The organism is Streptomyces sp. NPDC087440, assembly GCF_044744005.1.
GTDB lineage: Bacteria > Actinomycetota > Actinomycetes > Streptomycetales > Streptomycetaceae > Streptomyces.
This window is the reverse complement of record NZ_JBIUXN010000036.1, coordinates 13,369-29,603: the sequence shown is the minus strand read 5'-3', so window position 1 is coordinate 29,603 and position 16,235 is coordinate 13,369. Positions and strand designations below refer to the sequence as shown.

Annotated in this window: 16 protein-coding genes; 12 read left to right on the top strand and 4 right to left on the bottom strand. The window is 72.1% G+C overall.

Features of this window, described 5'->3' with window-relative positions; translation table 11 throughout:
- Nucleotides 1-51 precede the first annotated feature (51 nt).
- Nucleotides 52-732 (top strand): TetR family transcriptional regulator, encoded by a 681-nt coding sequence (locus ACIO3O_RS41065; protein WP_401755577.1) that lies wholly within the window; start codon nucleotides 52-54, stop codon nucleotides 730-732.
- A gap of 21 nt (nucleotides 733-753) precedes the next feature.
- On the opposite strand, the gene ACIO3O_RS41060 is transcribed toward ACIO3O_RS41065, so the two are convergent.
- Nucleotides 754-1,098 (bottom strand): hypothetical protein, encoded by a 345-nt coding sequence (locus ACIO3O_RS41060; RefSeq protein WP_401755575.1) that lies wholly within the window; start codon nucleotides 1,096-1,098, stop codon nucleotides 754-756.
- A gap of 151 nt (nucleotides 1,099-1,249) precedes the next feature.
- On the opposite strand from ACIO3O_RS41060, the gene ACIO3O_RS41055 reads away from it, so the two are divergent.
- Complete coding sequence (locus tag ACIO3O_RS41055) at nucleotides 1,250-2,005, top strand: GntR family transcriptional regulator (RefSeq protein ID WP_401755572.1); 756 nt, start codon at nucleotides 1,250-1,252, stop codon at nucleotides 2,003-2,005.
- A gap of 23 nt (nucleotides 2,006-2,028) precedes the next feature.
- Here ACIO3O_RS41055 and ACIO3O_RS41050 read toward each other — a convergent pair whose 3' ends face one another.
- Nucleotides 2,029-3,117 (bottom strand): MBL fold metallo-hydrolase, encoded by a 1,089-nt coding sequence (locus tag ACIO3O_RS41050; RefSeq protein WP_401755571.1) that lies wholly within the window; start codon nucleotides 3,115-3,117, stop codon nucleotides 2,029-2,031.
- Nucleotides 3,118-3,290: 173 nt separating this feature from the next.
- Between ACIO3O_RS41050 and ACIO3O_RS41045 the strand changes: the two genes are divergently transcribed.
- The 9 genes from ACIO3O_RS41045 to ACIO3O_RS41005 all read left to right on the top strand — a co-directional run bounded on the left by ACIO3O_RS41045 (nucleotide 3,291) and on the right by ACIO3O_RS41005 (nucleotide 12,267).
- Nucleotides 3,291-3,905 carry a hypothetical protein gene (locus tag ACIO3O_RS41045; protein WP_401755570.1) on the top strand — a complete coding sequence of 205 codons (615 nt, stop codon included), beginning with the start codon at nucleotides 3,291-3,293 and terminating at the stop codon, nucleotides 3,903-3,905.
- An 83-nt stretch (nucleotides 3,906-3,988) separates the two neighbouring features.
- Nucleotides 3,989-5,458, top strand: a complete 1,470-nt coding sequence (locus ACIO3O_RS41040; RefSeq protein WP_401755567.1) for an aldehyde dehydrogenase — start codon at nucleotides 3,989-3,991, stop codon at nucleotides 5,456-5,458.
- Entirely contained in the window at nucleotides 5,458-5,691 is a 234-nt protein-coding gene (locus ACIO3O_RS41035) for a ferredoxin (RefSeq protein WP_401755564.1), read from the top strand. The genes ACIO3O_RS41040 and ACIO3O_RS41035 overlap by 1 nt, the downstream gene beginning before the upstream one ends.
- Nucleotides 5,692-5,901: 210 nt before the next feature.
- Complete coding sequence (locus ACIO3O_RS41030; RefSeq protein WP_401755561.1) at nucleotides 5,902-7,188, top strand: prenyltransferase/squalene oxidase repeat-containing protein; 1,287 nt, start codon at nucleotides 5,902-5,904, stop codon at nucleotides 7,186-7,188.
- Entirely contained in the window at nucleotides 7,185-7,919 is a 735-nt protein-coding gene (locus ACIO3O_RS41025) for an SCO2322 family protein (RefSeq protein WP_401755558.1), read from the top strand. The genes ACIO3O_RS41030 and ACIO3O_RS41025 overlap by 4 nt, the downstream gene beginning before the upstream one ends.
- Nucleotides 7,916-9,049: an energy-coupling factor transporter transmembrane component T gene (locus tag ACIO3O_RS41020; RefSeq protein ID WP_401755555.1), complete on the top strand. Its 1,134-nt coding sequence runs from the start codon at nucleotides 7,916-7,918 to the stop codon at nucleotides 9,047-9,049. The genes ACIO3O_RS41025 and ACIO3O_RS41020 overlap by 4 nt, the downstream gene beginning before the upstream one ends.
- A gap of 1 nt (nucleotide 9,050) precedes the next feature.
- Complete coding sequence (locus tag ACIO3O_RS41015) at nucleotides 9,051-10,664, top strand: ABC transporter ATP-binding protein (protein WP_401755552.1); 1,614 nt, start codon at nucleotides 9,051-9,053, stop codon at nucleotides 10,662-10,664.
- Complete coding sequence (locus ACIO3O_RS41010; RefSeq protein ID WP_401755549.1) at nucleotides 10,661-11,512, top strand: ECF transporter S component; 852 nt, start codon at nucleotides 10,661-10,663, stop codon at nucleotides 11,510-11,512. The genes ACIO3O_RS41015 and ACIO3O_RS41010 overlap by 4 nt, the downstream gene beginning before the upstream one ends.
- A gap of 347 nt (nucleotides 11,513-11,859) precedes the next feature.
- On the top strand, nucleotides 11,860-12,267 hold the full coding sequence (locus ACIO3O_RS41005; RefSeq protein WP_401755546.1) for a transglycosylase SLT domain-containing protein: 408 nt from the start codon (nucleotides 11,860-11,862) through the stop codon (nucleotides 12,265-12,267).
- Between the two features lie 10 nt (nucleotides 12,268-12,277).
- On the opposite strand, the gene ACIO3O_RS41000 is transcribed toward ACIO3O_RS41005, so the two are convergent.
- Together ACIO3O_RS41000 and ACIO3O_RS40995 are read right to left on the bottom strand one after the other, a co-directional pair.
- Nucleotides 12,278-13,495 (bottom strand): alpha/beta hydrolase family protein, encoded by a 1,218-nt coding sequence (locus ACIO3O_RS41000; protein WP_401755543.1) that lies wholly within the window; start codon nucleotides 13,493-13,495, stop codon nucleotides 12,278-12,280.
- Nucleotides 13,496-13,619: 124 nt separating this feature from the next.
- The gene (locus ACIO3O_RS40995) at nucleotides 13,620-14,789 is read right to left on the bottom strand and encodes a steroid 3-ketoacyl-CoA thiolase (protein ID WP_401755540.1); all 1,170 of its coding nucleotides are present in this window, start codon (nucleotides 14,787-14,789) and stop codon (nucleotides 13,620-13,622) included.
- Between the two features lie 167 nt (nucleotides 14,790-14,956).
- On the opposite strand from ACIO3O_RS40995, the gene ACIO3O_RS40990 reads away from it, so the two are divergent.
- The gene (locus ACIO3O_RS40990) at nucleotides 14,957-16,222 is read left to right on the top strand and encodes a cytochrome P450 (RefSeq protein ID WP_401755537.1); all 1,266 of its coding nucleotides are present in this window, start codon (nucleotides 14,957-14,959) and stop codon (nucleotides 16,220-16,222) included.
- The last annotated feature ends 13 nt before the right edge of the window (nucleotides 16,223-16,235 follow it).

Here is a 16,235-nt window from a genome sequence, read left to right as displayed (position 1 = left end):
GCAGCACGGCACAGCACGGGCACTGGGTACGACACGGGGACACGGGGTCAGATGAAAGCGGAAGCCAGAGCAACGACCGCAGCGGGAACCGGTTCCCGCACCGGCACCACCCGGGGCGCGGCCCCGGGCACCCCTCCCCTCACGGAGCGCCAGGAGGCCCGGCGGCGCCGCATCCTGCACGCGAGCGCGCAGCTGGCGAGCCGGGGCGGTTTCGACGCGGTCCAGATGCGCGAGGTCGCCGAAGCCGCCGAAGTGGCCCTGGGCACCCTCTACCGCTACTTCCCCTCCAAGATCCACCTCCTGGTCGCCACGATGCAGGACCAGCTGGACCACCTCCACACCACCCTCCGCAAGCGCCCCCCGGCGACGTCCTCCCCCTCCGAACGCGTCGCCGAGACCCTGATGCGCGCCTTCCGCGCCCTGCAACGCGAGCCGAACCTCGCCGACGCGATGGTCCGCGCCCTGACCTTCGCCGACCGCTCGGTCAGCCCGGAGGTCGACACGGTCTCGCGCCAGACCACGGCGATCATCCTCGACGCAATGGGCCTGAACGCGCCCACGGACCGCCCCACCCCCGAACAACTCTCCGCGGTCCGCGTGATCGAACACACCTGGCACTCGGCCCTGATCACGTGGCTCTCGGGCCGGGCCTCGATCGCCCAGGTCAAGATCGACATCGAAACGGTCTGCCGCCTGATCGACCTGACGTCGGAGGACCCGAAGACCCCCTGACGCCCTGGGCCGGAGGTGCGCTCACTGCCGGGGCTCCGCCCCACCCGGCGGCAACGCCAGCCCGCCCCCTCCCTCGTCCCCCGCACCAGCACCGAGCCGCCGCCCCCTGCTCTCCGCCACCCGCAGCGCGTCCGACAGGCACTCCGCCAGCCGCGTCGCCGTGAACCGAAGCACCTCGGCCGGTACGGACGCCCCTCCCAGCACGTCCCGCGCATGCCCCAACACCTCACCCCCGGTGTCGAGTTGGAGCGCCTCCATCCGATCCGCGAGGCGGGCGACGTAGCCCGTGCCATCGGTACTGAGATAGCAGGGTCGCCCGTCGGGCGTGGACCAGGGCAGGAGGCGGAGGGGGTGCGTGTCTTCCACGGTGGGGACGTCCTTCCCGTCGAACTTTCTCTATACAACCCCTATTGAAGGGGGCTTTCTCTATACATCGCAATCGAACACGGGAATTCGATACGGACAGCCCCGTCACGCCACGACCTAATGTGGCCGCAGGACGACAGAGGGGGCAGGTGTGCCACGGCAGAGCAAGGGGACACAGCTCAAGTACCAGCGGATCGCCGACGCCTTGAAGGCGGACGTGGAGTCAGGCCGCTACGGTCCGGGCGACCGCTTGCCCGGCGAGAACGAGCTGATGGAACAGCACGGCGTGGCACGCATGACGGCACGGCACGCACTCGGGGTGCTGCGCAGCGAGGGCATCGTGGAGGCACGCAAAGGGGCCGGGGTCTTCGTCCGGAGCTTCCGCCCGTTGCGCCGCAGCGGAATCCGCCGCCTGGCGGGGGAACAGTGGGCGGCGGGACGGTCGGTGTGGTCGGCCGACCTCGGCGATCAGCGCGTGCTGACGGTTGACCGGGTGGTGGTCGAGGAGGCCCCGGCGAGCGCCCGGGTCGCCGGACTGCTGGGCGTCCCCGCCGGGCAACCGGTCTGGGAACGCCGCCGAAGGTACGTACTGGACGGAAAGCCCGTCTTGCTCGCCGGGTCCCGCTTCCCGGCGGAACTCGTGCGGGACACGGCCGTCGTCCGCCCCGACCCGGGTCCGGGCGGCGTGTACGCCCGACTGGGCGAACTCGGCCACGCCCCGACCCGTTTCCGCGAGGAGATCACGGCCCGCACCCCCACCGCCGCCGAGGCCGCCGAACTGAGCCGCCCCAGCACCGTCATCCTCATCACCCGCACCGCCTTCACCGCCACCGGCACCGTCGTCGAGGTCAACGACATGGTGCTGGACGCGGCCTCGTACATCCTGGAGTACGAGTTCGACGCCTGAGGCAGGCATCAGCAGCGCTCGCCTCACACCGCCACATACGTCACCGGATCCGTGCCCTGCACCGGCTCCGCGTGGCCCAGTTTGACCAGGCGGCGCAGGTGCGCCTCCGCCTCCGAGACGGCGATGTTGCGGGAGCCGTAGGGGATCTGGGCCCAGGGGCGGTTCCACTCCATGCGTTCGGCCAGTTGCCAGGGGGTGAGGGGGGTGGCCAGGAGCGTGCGGAGGTCGGTGAGGCGGGCTTCGTGGTGGGCGAGGAGTTCGGTGACGCGGGCGGCCGGGGTGGTGAAGGCGTGCTGGTGGGCGGGGAGGACCTCGGCGGCGTCCAGGGTCGCGATGCGTTCGAGGGAGGAGAGGTAGTCGCCGAGGGGATCGGTGGGGGTCGTGTCGTCGGGGTCTTCGTAGAGGCCGATGTGCGGGGAGATGCCGGGGAGCAGGTGGTCGCCCGAGAAGAGGCGGCCCCGGCCGGGGAGGTTGGCCGGGTGGGTCTCCTCCAGGTGGAGGCAGACGTGGCCCGGGGTGTGGCCGGGGGTCCAGATCGCGCGCAGGGTGCGGCCGGGGAGGGGGAGCAGGTCGCCGGGGGTGATCTCGCGGTCGGGGAGGGCGGCGTCGAGGCCGGGCAGCGTGCGCATGCGGCCCGCGTCGCGGGCGGCGAGGAGCGGGGCGAGGTGGTCGGGCGGGGCGCCGGCGGAGGCGAGTTTGGCAGTCAAGTAGTCGAGCCAGACGCCCGGTTCGGCGCTGCGGGTGCGGCGGACGACCTCCGCGTCGGCGGCGTGCATCGCGATCCACGCGCCGGACGCCTCCCGGACCTGGCCGGAGAGCCCGTGGTGGTCGGGGTGGTGGTGGGTGATGAGGACGCCGTGGATGTCCTCGATGCGTACGTCGAGGGAGGCGAGGCCCGTGGTGAGGGCCTCCCAGGAGGCGGGGTCGTCCCAGCCGGTGTCGATCAGGACCGGGCCCCGGTCGGTGTCCAGGAGGTGGACGAGGGTGTGGCCCAGGGGGTTGTCGGGGATCGGGACCTTGATGCTCCAGACACCGCCGCCGTGGTCGATGGTGGCGGGCGTGGCCGCGCCGTCGTCCCTGCCCTCGTCCGGGCCGGATGCGTGCTCTGTCATGGCTCCCCCAACTGTCCTGTGCGGTGCGGGACGTGCCTCGGCGTCACTATAACTAGAACCAGTTCCAGTGGGGGGTGAGGGTTCAACCCTGAGGCGGGCAGGGGGCGTTGTGGGGGTCGGGCCCTGGTTCTCCCCGATGGGCCGGGTGACCGTACACCGACAGGATTCGGGGCATGACGAACACGACGCACCACACCTCCCCCTCCCCCACTCCCCTCACCAGGGCCGCCCTCGTCGCCGGGCCCGTCGCCCTCGGCGCGTACGGCGTCATCCGGCTGCTCAGCGAGCGCGGCACCCCGAGCGCGGGGTGGACGGCCGGGCATCTGGCCATGCTGGTGGGGGTGTTGCTCTTTGTGCCCGTGATGGTGTGGCTGCGGGGGCTGGCTCCGGAGGGGCGGCGGCTTCCGGCCGCGATCGCCCTCGGGGTCGGGCTGGTGGGGGCGTTCGTCACCGCCGTGCAGGCGGTCATCGACCTCGTGGCCGGGCTCGTGGCGGACGACCGGGCCGGGATGGTCGAGATCTTCCAGCAGGTGAAGGCGGTGCCGGGGGTCGAGCCCGTCGTGTACGGGGTGGTGCCGCCACTGTTCTTCGTGGGGGTCATCGCGCTGGCCGCCCTCACCTCGCTGCCCGCCCGGACGCGCGTGGTCATGGCCGGTGCGCTCACCCTCGGCACCGTCCTGATGGCCCTCGACCTCAACTTCCTCGCCCTGGGCGGCCTGTGCTTCCTCCTCGCCCTCGCCCCGCTCGCCCCGGGCAGCCGGGTCGCACCCCTTCCCCGTACGAACTAGAACTGGTATCAGTTCGGGGAAGAAAGCTGACAGTGCGTCAGTGACATGGCGCGCGCCGGGCCCAACTCGCGGGAGGCAGCAGCATGACCGAACTCGTGGAACACCAACAGCTCTTCATCGCAGGGCAGTTGACCGACCCCCACGGCGACGACGTCATCGAAGTGGTCTCCCCGCACACCGAGCAGGTGATCGGCCGCGTCCCGCACGCCGACCGCACCGACGTGGACCGCGCGGTCGCCGCCGCCCGCAAGGCCTTCGACACCGGCGAGTGGCCCCGGACGTCCCTGGAAGAGCGGATCGCGGTCGTCACCCGCATCAAGGACGCCATCGCGGTACGGCACGAGGAGATCGCCCGCGTCATCTCCACCGAGAACGGCACCCCGTACACCGCGAGCGTGATGATGCAGGCCCTCGCCGCGATGATGGTGTGGGACGCGGCGATCAAGGTCGCCCAGGAGGTGCCGTTCGAGACGGGACGGACGGGCGTGCTGGGGAATCTCCTCATACGCCGCGAGCCCGTCGGCGTCGTCGCGGCGGTCGTGCCGTGGAACGTCCCGCAGTTCACGGCCGCCGCCAAGCTGGCCCCCGCGCTGCTCGCCGGGTGCACGGTCGTCCTGAAGGTGTCGCCGGAGACCCCCCTCGACTCGTACCTCCTGGCGGAGATCTGCACGGAGGCCGGACTGCCCGAGGGTGTGCTGTCGATCATCCCGGCGGACCGCGAGGTCAGCGAGTACCTGGTCGGGCACCCGGACGTCGACAAGGTGTCCTTCACCGGCTCGGTCGCGGCGGGCAAGCGCGTGATGGAGGTCGCCTCCCGCAACCTCACCCGGGTGACGCTCGAACTGGGCGGCAAGTCGGCCGCCGTGATCCTCGAAGACGCCGACCTCGCCACGACGGTCGCGGGCCTCGCCCCCTTCTCCTGGATGCTCAACGGGCAGGCGTGCGTGGCCCAGACCCGCATCCTGGCCCCCGCCTCCCGCTACGACGAGTTCGCCGAGGCCTTCGCGGCGGCGGCGAACGCCCTCAAGGTCGGCGACCCGATGGACCCCGCCACCGAGGTCGGCCCGCTCGTCGCCCGCCGCCAGCAGCAGCGCTCCCTGGACTACATCCGCATCGGCCAGGAGGAGGGCGCGAAGATCCTCGCGGGCGGCGGCCGCCCCGCCTCCCAGGAGCACGGCTGGTACGTCGAGCCGACCCTCTTCGGCTCGGTCGACAACTCGATGCGGATCGCCCGCGAGGAGATCTTCGGACCCGTCATCTGCCTCCTCCCCTACGAGGACGAGGCGGACGCGGTACGCATCGCCAACGACTCCGAGTACGGGCTGAGCGGCAGCGTCTGGACGGCGGACGTCGAGCGCGGCATCGAGGTCGCGCGGTCGGTGCGCACCGGAACGTACTCCGTGAACACCTTCAGCATGGACATGATGGGCCCGTTCGGCGGCTACAAGAACTCCGGCCTGGGCCGGGAGTTCGGCCCCGAGGGCTACGGCGAGTACCTGGAGCACAAGATGATCCACCTCCCGCAGGGTTTCGAGAGCGGGGCGGGCGCCTGATGGGCGACCGCTGGCAGGTGGAGGTGGACCGGGGGGTGTGCATCGGCTCCGGCCTGTGCGTGAACACGGCCCCGTCCGCCTTCCGCCTGGACACGGCCCGCCAGTCCCACCCGGTCGCCTCCGCCGTGGACGCCGACGAGGACGTCCTGGCGGCGGCGGAGGGCTGCCCGGTGGAGGCCATCGCCATCGCCCTGCGGGACTCGGGGGAGCCGGTGTTCCCCCCGGAGGACTAGCGCCCCGTCAGGGGCGCGGGGAACTGCGCGAGCAACCACGACGGATCTGCACGGAACCGTGCACTTGCCCCGCGGGTTGAGGTGAAGGGGCGGGGCTGGGGACCCCCTGCCCGGGCCGGAAGGGGCCGCACATCGGATACCGGCCGGCCCCACCCGCCCCCACCCCCTCGCCCCGCGCCGCGCCCAGTACCCGCCGGTAGAATGCCCCGCATGATCCCCCTTCACCTGCGTCGTGGCGCAGCCGCGCTCGCCGTCAGTGCCGTGATCGGCGCGGTGACCGCCCCTGCCGCCCTCGCCGCGCCGAACGCCCCGGTCGCCCCGACCCCGTCGTCGCCCCCCACCGTTCCCTCCGGGCTGTACGGCACGGGCGACCCCACGTACGACGGTGTCTTCCGGCAGTCACTGGCGCTCACCGCGCAGCGCGAGAACGGGGTGCAGCCCGCCGCCAAGGCCGTCGACTGGCTCGTCGGGCAGCAGTGCGGCGACGGCGGCTTCGCGTCGTTCCGCGCCGAGACCGGCAAGGACAAGGACTGCGACGCGAAGCTCGTGCGGGACACCAACGCGACCGCCACCGCCCTCCAGGCGCTGAAGGCCGTCGGCGGGCAGGACGCTGCCGTGAAGAAGGCCGTGGGATGGCTGAAGTCGGTGCAGAACGCCGACGGCGGCTGGCCGTACAACCCCGGGATGCCGAGCGACGCCAACTCCACCGCCCTCGTCACCGGTGCGCTCGTCGACGCCGGGGAGAAGCAGGACGCGCTGAAGGGGAAGGACGGCAAGACGCCGTTCCAGACGCTGCTGGGCTTCCAGGTCACCTGTGACGGGAAGACCGAGAACCAGGGCTCCTTCGCCTTCCAGCCCGACAAGGCCGGAAAGCTCTACCCCAGCGCCGACGCCACCGCCGCCGTGGTGACCGCCCTCGCCGGGCGGGGCGGGCCGGTCATCGACGTACCGAAGGAGAAGGACAAGCCGGTCGAGGCCGCGCCGGGCTGCAAGGAGGGGATGGCCGACCCGCAGGCCGGTGCCGCCGGTGGGTCCGACTACCTCGCCCGGTCGCTGGACAAGAACGGCGGGTACCTGAAGTCCGCCATGCCCGGCGCCGAGGCCAAGCCCGACTTCGGCAACACCGCCGACGCCGTGGTGGCGCTGGCCGCCGACGGGCACCAGGCCGCAGCCAAGAAGTCCGTCGACTGGCTCGCCAAGAACTCCGCCGACTGGGCGAAGCAGAACGGCCCGGCCGCCTACGCCCAGCTCCTCTTCGCCGCCCACGCCACCGGCATGGACCCGCAGAACTTCGGCGGCGCCGACCTCGTCAAGCAGCTGAACGCGACCGGGCCCGCCCCCGAGACGAAGAAGGACGCCGCCGACGCCGCGAAGAAGAGCGACGACGACGGCGGGTCCTCCACGACGACCTGGCTGATCGTCGGTGTCGCGTTCGTCGCCAGCATGGGCGCGGGCTTCCTGATCAGCGGGCGCAACAAGAACAAGCAGAACCTGTGAGCCGCCGGTCCCGGTCCGCGCGCACCGCCCGGCACACCGCCCGGCGCTCCGCCCTGCTGGCGGTCGTCGTCGCCGTGCTCGGGGTGTTCGCCGCCCCGGCCGCGCAGGCCGCCGACGGCACCGGGTACCGGTACTGGTCGTTCTGGGAGCGCGACGGCGCGCAGTGGGTGTACGCCCAGCAGGGTTCCGCCACCACGCACCCGGCCGACGGGGCGGTCCAGGGATTCCGCTTCTCCGTGAGCCAGGACTCCCAGAACGCCGCCAAGCCGCGCGGCGACGCCGACTTCCGGGCCGCCTGCGCCGCCACCCCGGCCAAGGAGGGCAGCAAGCGGATCGCCCTCGTCCTGGACTTCGGGACGCCCCAGGACGCGCCGAAGGGCGAGACGCCACCCGCGACCAGGACCGTATGCGCGCAGGTGGCGGCCGATGCGACCACCGCGGACGCGCTGGCGGAGGTCGCCAAGCCGCTGCGGTACAACAGCGCCGCGCTGCTGTGCGCCATCGGCGGGTACCCGAAGACCGGGTGCGCCGACCAGGTGTCGGGTTCGGGCGAGCAGACCACGGCTCCCGCTCCCGCCGCCTCGGATTCCGTTTCCGAGCAGGAGGCGGGCGGCGGCTCCGAGCAGGAAGCGGGCGGCGGCGGTCCGTCCGCCGGGCTGGTCGTCGGGGCCGTCGCCGTCCTGCTGCTCGGCGGGGCCGCCGTGTGGCAGGCCCGCCGCCGCCGGGGATGAGCACGATCGCAGGCAGCAGGTCCCTGCGCGCCCCCGCCGCCGGCCGCAGCAACGCCCTGCACGCCGGGGCCTGGTGGCTGTGGGCCCTCGGGCTCGCCGCCGCCGCGTCCCGCACCACCAATCCGCTGCTGCTCGGGCTGCTGGTGGGGGTCGCCGGGTACGTCGTCGCCGCGCGCCGCACCGATGCGCCGTGGGCGCGGTCGTACGGGGCGTTCGTGAAGCTGGGGCTCGCGGTGCTGGTGATCCGGCTGGTGTTCTCGGTGTTCCTGGGCTCGCCGATCCCGGGGCAGCACGTGCTGTTCACCCTGCCGGAGGTGCCGCTTCCGGACTGGGCGAAGGGGGTGCGCCTGGGCGGGAAGGTCACCGCCGAGCAGCTCGTCTTCGCGCTGTACGACGGGCTGAAGCTGGCCACGCTGCTGATCTGCGTGGGCGCGGCGAACGCCCTCGCCAACCCGGCCCGCCTGCTGAAGTCCCTGCCGGGCGCGCTCTACGAGGCGGGGGTGGCCGTCGTCGTCGCGATGACCTTCGCACCGAACATGGTCTCCGACGTCGTCCGTCTGCGGACCGCCCGACGGCTGCGCGGCCGTCCCACGGGCGGGGTGAAGGCGATCGTGCAGATCGGGCTGCCCGTGCTGGAGGGCGCGCTGGAGCGGTCCGTCGCGCTGGCCGCCTCGATGGACGCGCGGGGGTACGGACGCACCGCCCAAGTCCCCGCACCGGTAAGGCATGTGACCACTGCCCTCACCCTCGGCGGCCTGCTCGGCGTGTGCGCCGGAACGTACGGACTGCTCGCGGCCGAGGGCGCCGGATACGGGCTGCCGGTGCTGGCGATCGGTCTCGCCGCCGCGATGGCCGGGCTGCGGCTCGGCGGGCGGCGCAGTGTCCGCACCCGCTACCGCCCCGACCGGTGGGGCGTCCGCGCCTGGCTGGTCGCCGGATCGGGCGCGGCGGTCGCGGGGCTGATGATCTGGGCCGGTTCGTACGATGCCCAGGCCCTGCACCCGGGAGTGCTGCCGCTGGTGGCCCCGCAGTTCCCGGTCTGGCCCGCCCTGTCGATCCTGATCGGCCTGCTGCCCGCGTTCGTGGCCCCCGTACCCGCCCCGCCGTCGCACCCCCGCAAGGAAGCGTGAAGTGATCCGGTTCGAGAACGTCTCCGTCCGGTACGACGAGGCCCAGACACCCACCCTGGACGGCATCGACCTGACCGTCCCCGAGGGCGAGCTGGTCCTCCTCGTCGGGCCGTCCGGTGTCGGCAAGTCGACCCTGCTGGGGGCCGTGTCCGGGCTCGTCCCGCACTTCACCGGCGGCACCCTGACCGGCCGGGTCACCGTCGACGGCCGCGACACCCGCACGCACAAGCCGCGCGAGCTGGCCGACGTGGTCGGCACGGTCGGGCAGGACCCGCTGTCGCACTTCGTGACCGACACCGTCGAGGACGAACTCGCGTACGGGATGGAGTCGCTCGGCGTGGCCCCCGACGTCATGCGGCGGCGCGTCGAGGAGACCCTCGACCTGCTGGGCCTGGCCGATCTGCGGGACCGGGCGATCTCCACCCTGTCCGGCGGGCAGCAGCAGCGGGTGGCGATCGGGTCCGTGCTCACCACGCACCCGAAGGTGCTCGTGCTGGACGAGCCGACGTCCGCACTGGACCCGGCCGCAGCCGAGGAGGTCCTGGCCGTGCTCCAGCGGCTGGTGCACGACCTGGGGACGACCGTGCTGATGGCCGAACACCGGCTGGAGCGGGTCGTGCAGTACGCGGACCAGGTGCTGCTGCTGCCCGGTCCCGGGCAGGCCCCGGTACTGGGCGAGCCCGCCGACGTGATGGCGGAGTCGCCCGTGCACCCGCCGGTGGTGGGCCTCGGGCGGCTGGCCGGGTGGTCACCGCTGCCGTTGTCGGTGCGGGACGCGCGCCGCCGGGCCGCGGGGCTGCGGGTCGAGCTGGCGGACCGTACGCCGGAAGAACCGGCAGCGCCTGCGGCCGCCGCGCCCGTCGCCGAGGCCGAGCACCTCTCGCTGCGCCGGGGGCGCGTCGAGGCGCTGCGGGACGTGTCCCTGACGGTGCGGCCCGGCGAGACGGTCGCGCTGATGGGCCGCAACGGCGCCGGAAAGTCGACACTGCTGAACGCCCTGGTCGGCATGCACACCCCCTCCGGCGGCCGGGTCACCGTCGGCGGGAAGACCCCGGCGAAGACCTCCCCGCGCGAGATGGTGCGGCGCGTGGGACTCGTACCACAGGAACCGAGGGACCTGCTGTACGCCGACACGGTCGCCGCCGAGTGCGCGGCCGCCGACCACGACGCGGGCGCCGAGCCCGGGACCTGCCGGGCGCTGGTGAGCGCGCTGCTGCCCGGGGTGCCGGACGACACCCACCCCCGGGACCTGTCGGAGGGGCAGCGGCTCGCGCTGGCGCTGGCGCTCGTCCTGACCGGCAGGCCGCCGCTGCTGCTGCTCGACGAGCCGACGCGCGGGCTGGACTACGCGGCCAAGGCCCGGCTCGTGGGGATTCTGCGGGACCTGGCGGCCGACGGGCACGCGCTGGTGCTGGCCACGCACGACGTGGAGCTGGCCGCCGAGCTGGCGCACCGGGTGGTGATCCTCGCCGACGGAGAGGTGGTGGCGGACGGGCCGACGCCCGAGGTCGTCGTGTCCTCGCCGTCCTTCGCACCGCAGGTGGCGAAGATCCTGGCCCCGCAGAAGTGGCTGACCGTGGCACAGGTGCGGGACGCGCTGGAGTCCGTACGGTGAGCGCCGCACCCTCTGCTGCGATCCCCGGCGCGCGTCCGGTGCGCCTGGGGCCGAAGTCCGTGGTCGCGCTGATCCTGGTCAGCCTGGTGGGGGTGATCGCCTTCGGGTGGCCGCTGCTCGCCGACTCGGCGGCCGGGCTCGCGCACTCCAAGGACGCGCCCTGGCTGTTCGCGGCGCTGCTGCCGCTGCTGGTCGGGGTGGTGGTGGCGACGATCTCCGACTCCGGGATGGACGCGAAGGCCGTCGCGATGCTCGGGGTGCTGGCCGCCGTCGGGGCGGCGCTGCGGCCGCTGGGGGCGGGGACGGCGGGCCTGGAGCCGATGTTCTTCCTGATGGTGCTGAGCGGGCGGGTGCTCGGTCCCGGCTTCGGGTTCGTGCTCGGCTCGGTGACGATCTTCGCGTCGGCGCTGCTCACGGGCGGGGTCGGGCCGTGGATGCCGTTCCAGATGCTGGCGATGGGCTGGTTCACGATGGGCGCGGGGCTGCTGCCGGGGTGGCGGCGGCTGCGCGGGGCGGGCGAGGTGGTGATGCTCGCGGCGTACGGGGCGGTGGCCGCCTTCTTCTACGGCACGGTGATGAACCTCCAGGGGTGGACGTACATCGGCGGGCTCTCCACCGGTGTCTCCTTCGTGCCGGGCGATCCCGTGCACGAGAACCTGGTGCGCTTCCTCGCGTACTGCCTGGCCACCTCGGTCGGCTGGGACCTGGGGCGGGCGGTGCTGACCGTGGTGCTGACCCTGGTGGTGGGGCCGACGCTGCTGAAGGCGCTGCGCCGGGCGACGCGGCGGGCGGCGTTCGAGGCGCCGGTCGCGTTCGAGGACGTACGAGAAGACCGCTCCACGCCGTGACGAGGTGGCGACCCTGGGTCTGCTCCGGGGTCCTTCCGGTGTGAAGCGGCCCATAGGACTTTGGTCCTCCACTATCGGGACTCGTAGTCCTCGCGGGGTGCTCACCGACCCCTGCACGCCTGCGCTGAGCTGGTCATTCCTCGCCGGAGCGGAGGGGGGCAGTTCTGCCCGACGCACCGCTTCCACTAGTACCCGGGGTGTTTGCCAGCCCCGTCGGCGGCTGCTTCATTGGTGGAGCCGCAGGACGCCGGACGGCTTCAGCACCACCGCCGCCGGTCCCGGCGCCCCCGTTTCGGACCTTCGGGTCCTTGAGCGCGGCCCCCTGTTCCCGATCGTTAGGTCCCTTCGTGTCGTTCGCCTTCATCAGCCGCTTCTCCGCCCGCCAGAAGTCCGCCGTCGTCGGCGCCACCGCCCTGCTGGGCGCTGCGGGCGCGGTCCTCGGCTCGGCTTCCGGAGCAGCGGCTGCGCCGTCGTCCGCCCAGGACACGGCCCGGCAGATGATGCCCGCCAACCAGTTCCAGTGCTTCAGCAACATCGTGGCCCACGAGTCCGGCTGGAACCACCACGCGACCAACACCTCCTCCGGCGCCTACGGCCTGGTCCAGGCGCTGCCCGCGTCGAAGATGTCCTCCGCGGGCGCGGACTGGAAGGAAAACCCGAAGACCCAGATCAAGTGGGGTCTCGACTACATGAACTCCCGTTACGGCAGCCCGTGCGGCGCCTGGAACTTCTGGCAGCAGAACCACTGGTACTGAGCCCCCGGCTCTAGTCCAGCGTGTTGAACCACCGCGCGATCTGCGGCGCGGACTTCTTGAAGGCCCCGAAGTGGTCGACCTCCCCCTGGTCGAGCACCGGGGCCTTCAGGCCGTTCGCGGCCAGGTCGGCGGCGCACGTGCGGGCGTTGCCGATGGGTACGTCGGTGTCGCCGGAGGACGTGTAGAGCCGGGTGGGGACGCGGGGCTTCCAGTCGCAGGTGCCGTCGTTGCCCTTGATCACCTGGAGGAGCTTCCCGCTGGGGTGGCGCATCTTCTCGTAGAACGCGGGGGTGAGGAGCTCCTTGACGCTGCCCGGGAGGGCCTTGGCGACGTCCTCCTCGGTGTGCTGCGAGTCGAAGAGACCGTCGACGACCTGGGCGTACGGCTGGCGGAAGACCTCGGCGGGGTCCTGGTAGAGGTGGTGGATCTTGTTCTGTGCGGTGAGGAAGTACGAGGTGTAGAAGAGGCCGCTCATGGGGTTGACCCGGCCGTCGTACAGGGCGGGGATCTCGGTGCCGGACAGGTCGTAGGGGCCCGCGACGGGGGCCAGCGCCTTGAGGTCGCCGGTCTTCGAGAGCTCGCGGCCGACCGCCATGGCGACCTGGCCGCCCTGGGAGAACCCGGTCGCGTACACCCCGCGTGCGAGCTGCTTGCCGAGACGTCCGGCGGCCTGGCGGGAGGCGGCGATCATGTCGACGGTCGCGGTGACGGCGGACTTCGTGTCCATGTACGGGTGGCTGCCGGGCCCCTTGCCGAGGCCCAGGTAGTCGGGGGCGGCGACGGCCCGGCCCGTACTGGCGTAGAAGTACGGCGAGAGCTTGCCGAAGTCCTCGGCGACGGACGGCGCGTAGTCGCGGTGGACCATGGTGCCGTGGGTGTCGGAGACGAGGGAGAGCCTCTTGCCGGTGTTCTTGGGGAGGACGAGGAGGCCACTGGCCGTGGTGGGGGCGCCCTGCGGGGTGACCGTGCGGTAGATCAGGCGGTACGCGGTGATGCCGTGCCGGACCGGCTCGGCGACGAGCCCGCCCTGGGTGACGAAGGCCCGCACCTGGTCACGGGTGAGGTCGGCGACGGGGGTGACGGAGATCAGGGTGCCCCGGGCGGTGTGCGGGGCCTGCTGGGCCTGCTCGGCCGGGGCGGGGGCGGTGACCGCGAGGGCCGGGGCGGCGGTGAGGCCGATGAGGGCGGCGACGGTGAGGGCGGCTGCGACGGTGCGTGTCTGCTTCATGGCTCGACGGTAGGTTCGCGGGGCATGGTCCCACCATGCGACTGACCCCCCGTCCCCGGGGTGTACTTGACGACACCTCGGGGTGGGGGGAACTGCCGTGTGGGCCGGTGGACATGACGTGGCGTCACAGTCGCTGGATGATCGTCCCAGTGGCCAGCGCGCCGCCCGCGCACATCGTGATGAGGGCGAACTCCTTGTCCCGGCGCTCCAGTTCGTGCAGGGCGGTGGTGATCAGGCGGGCCCCGGTGGCGCCGACGGGGTGACCCAGCGCGATGGCCCCGCCGTTGACGTTGACCTTCTCCAGGTCCTGCTCGAAGACCTGGCCCCAGCTCAACACCACCGAGGCGAAGGCCTCGTTGATCTCGACCAGGTCGATGTCCCTGAGTGACATACCGGCCTTGCCGAGGACCGCGCGGGTCGCATCGATGGGGCCGTCGAGGTGGTAGTGCGGGTCGGAGCCGACCAGCGCCTGGGCGACGATACGGGCGCGGGCCTTCAGCTTGAGGGCGCGGGCCATCCGCTTGGACGCCCACATGACCGCGCAGGCGCCGTCGGATATCTGGGAGGAGTTCCCGGCGGTGTGCACGGCGGTCGGCATCACGGGCTTGAGGCGGGACAGGGCCTCCATGGAGGTGTCGCGCAGGCCCTCGTCGCGGTCCACGAGCCGCCACATGCCCTGCCCGGCGGCCTGCTCCTCCTCGTTCGTCGGCACCTGTACGGCGAAGGTCTCCCGCTTGAAGCGCTCCTCCGCCCAGGCGGTGGCGGCCCGCTCCTGGGAGAGCAGGCCCAGGGAGTCGACGCGCTCGCGGGTCAGGCCCCGGTTGCGGGCGATCCGCTCGGCGGCCTCGAACTGGTTGGGCAGGTCCACGTTCCACTCGTCGGGGAAGGGCTTGCCGGGGCCGTGCTTGGAGCCGCTGCCGAGGGGGACGCGGCTCATGGCCTCGACGCCGCAGCCGATGCCGATGTCGATGACTCCGGCGGCGATCATGTTGGCGACCATGTGGTTGGCCTGCTGGGAGGAGCCGCACTGGCAGTCGACGGTGGTCGCGGCCGTCTCGTACGGCAGCCCCATGGCGAGCCAGGCGTTGCGCGCAGGGTTCATGGACTGCTCGCCCGCGTGGGTGACGGTGCCGCCGACGACCTGCTCGACGCAGTCGGCGTGGATGCCGGTGCGGGCCAGGAGCTCGCGGTAGGTCTCGCCCAGGAGGTAGGCGGGGTGCAGATTGGCGAGCGCTCCCCCGCGTTTGCCGATGGGGGTGCGTACGGCTTCGACGATGACGGGTTCCGCGGCCATGAGCTCGTCCTCTTCTCACCAGAATTAGTACGCGTTCTAGTTCTGGGGCAAGTCTCATGAACAACGACCCGACTGCGCAAGGGTCTTGCCACTTGTAGAACTCGTTACTACCTTGCGGGCAACTTCTGATGGGCCGTCAGGTGCGTGTGAGCGAGAGGGAGTTGCCGATGACTTGCCCCGTACTTCCCGGAGGGTCCGACCTGCCCGAAGGGTTCGACTTCACCGATCCCGACGTCCTCCAGTCCGGTGTGCCGCTCCCCGAGTTCGCGGCGATGCGCCGGACCTCGCCCGTGTGGTGGTGCGCGCAGCGGCACGGCATCTCGGGGTTCGACGACGCGGGGTACTGGGCGGTGACGCGGCACGAGGACGTCAAGTACGTCTCCACGCATCCCGAGCTGTTCTCCTCCAACACCAACACCGCCGTGGTCCGCTTCAACGAGCACATCCCGCGGGACGCGATCGAGGCCCAGAAGCTGATCATGCTGAACATGGACCCGCCGGAGCACACCCGGGTCCGGCAGATCGTCCAGCGCGGCTTCACCCCGCGCGCCATCCGCTCGCTGGAGAACACCCTCCGGGACCGCGCGCTGAAGATCGTCGAGGCGGCGGTGGCGCAGGCGCAGAAGGGCGACGGCACCTTCGACTTCGTCACGGACGTCGCCGTGGAGCTCCCCCTCCAGGCGATCGCCGAACTGATCGGCGTACCCCAGGAGGACCGCAGCAGGATCTTCGACTGGTCGAACAAGATGGTGGCGTACGACGACCCCGAGTACGCGATCACCGAGGAGGTCGGCGCGGACTCGGCGATGGAGCTGATCTCGTACGCGATGAACCTGGCGGTGGCGCGCAAGGAGTGCCCGGCGAAGGACATCGTCTCGCAGCTGGTCGCGGCGGAGGACGAGGGCAACCTCGCCTCGGACGAGTTCGGCTTCTTCGTGATCCTGCTGGCCGTGGCGGGCAACGAGACCACCCGCAACGCGATCAGCCACGGGATGCACGCCTTCCTCACCCACCCCGAACAGTGGGAGCTGTACAAGCGGGAGCGCCCGAAGACGGCCGCCGAGGAGATCGTGCGCTGGGCGACGCCGGTGGTGTCCTTCCAGCGGACGGCCACCCAGGACCTGGAGTTGGGCGGGCAGCGGATCAAGAAGGGCGACCGGGTCGGCATCTTCTACTCCTCCGCCAACCACGACCCGGAGGTCTTCGAGAACCCCGGCGACTTCGACATCACCCGCGACCCCAACCCCCACCTGGGTTTCGGCGGCGGCGGCCCGCACTTCTGCCTCGGCAAGTCCCTCGCCGTGATGGAGATCGACCTGATCTTCAACGCCCTCGCGGACGCGCTGCCCGACCTGCGGCTGGCGGGCGACCCGAGGCGGCTGCGCTCGGCGTGGATCAACGGGATCAAGGAGCTGCGGGTCGTGGCCTCTTGAAGTCGCTCGTTCC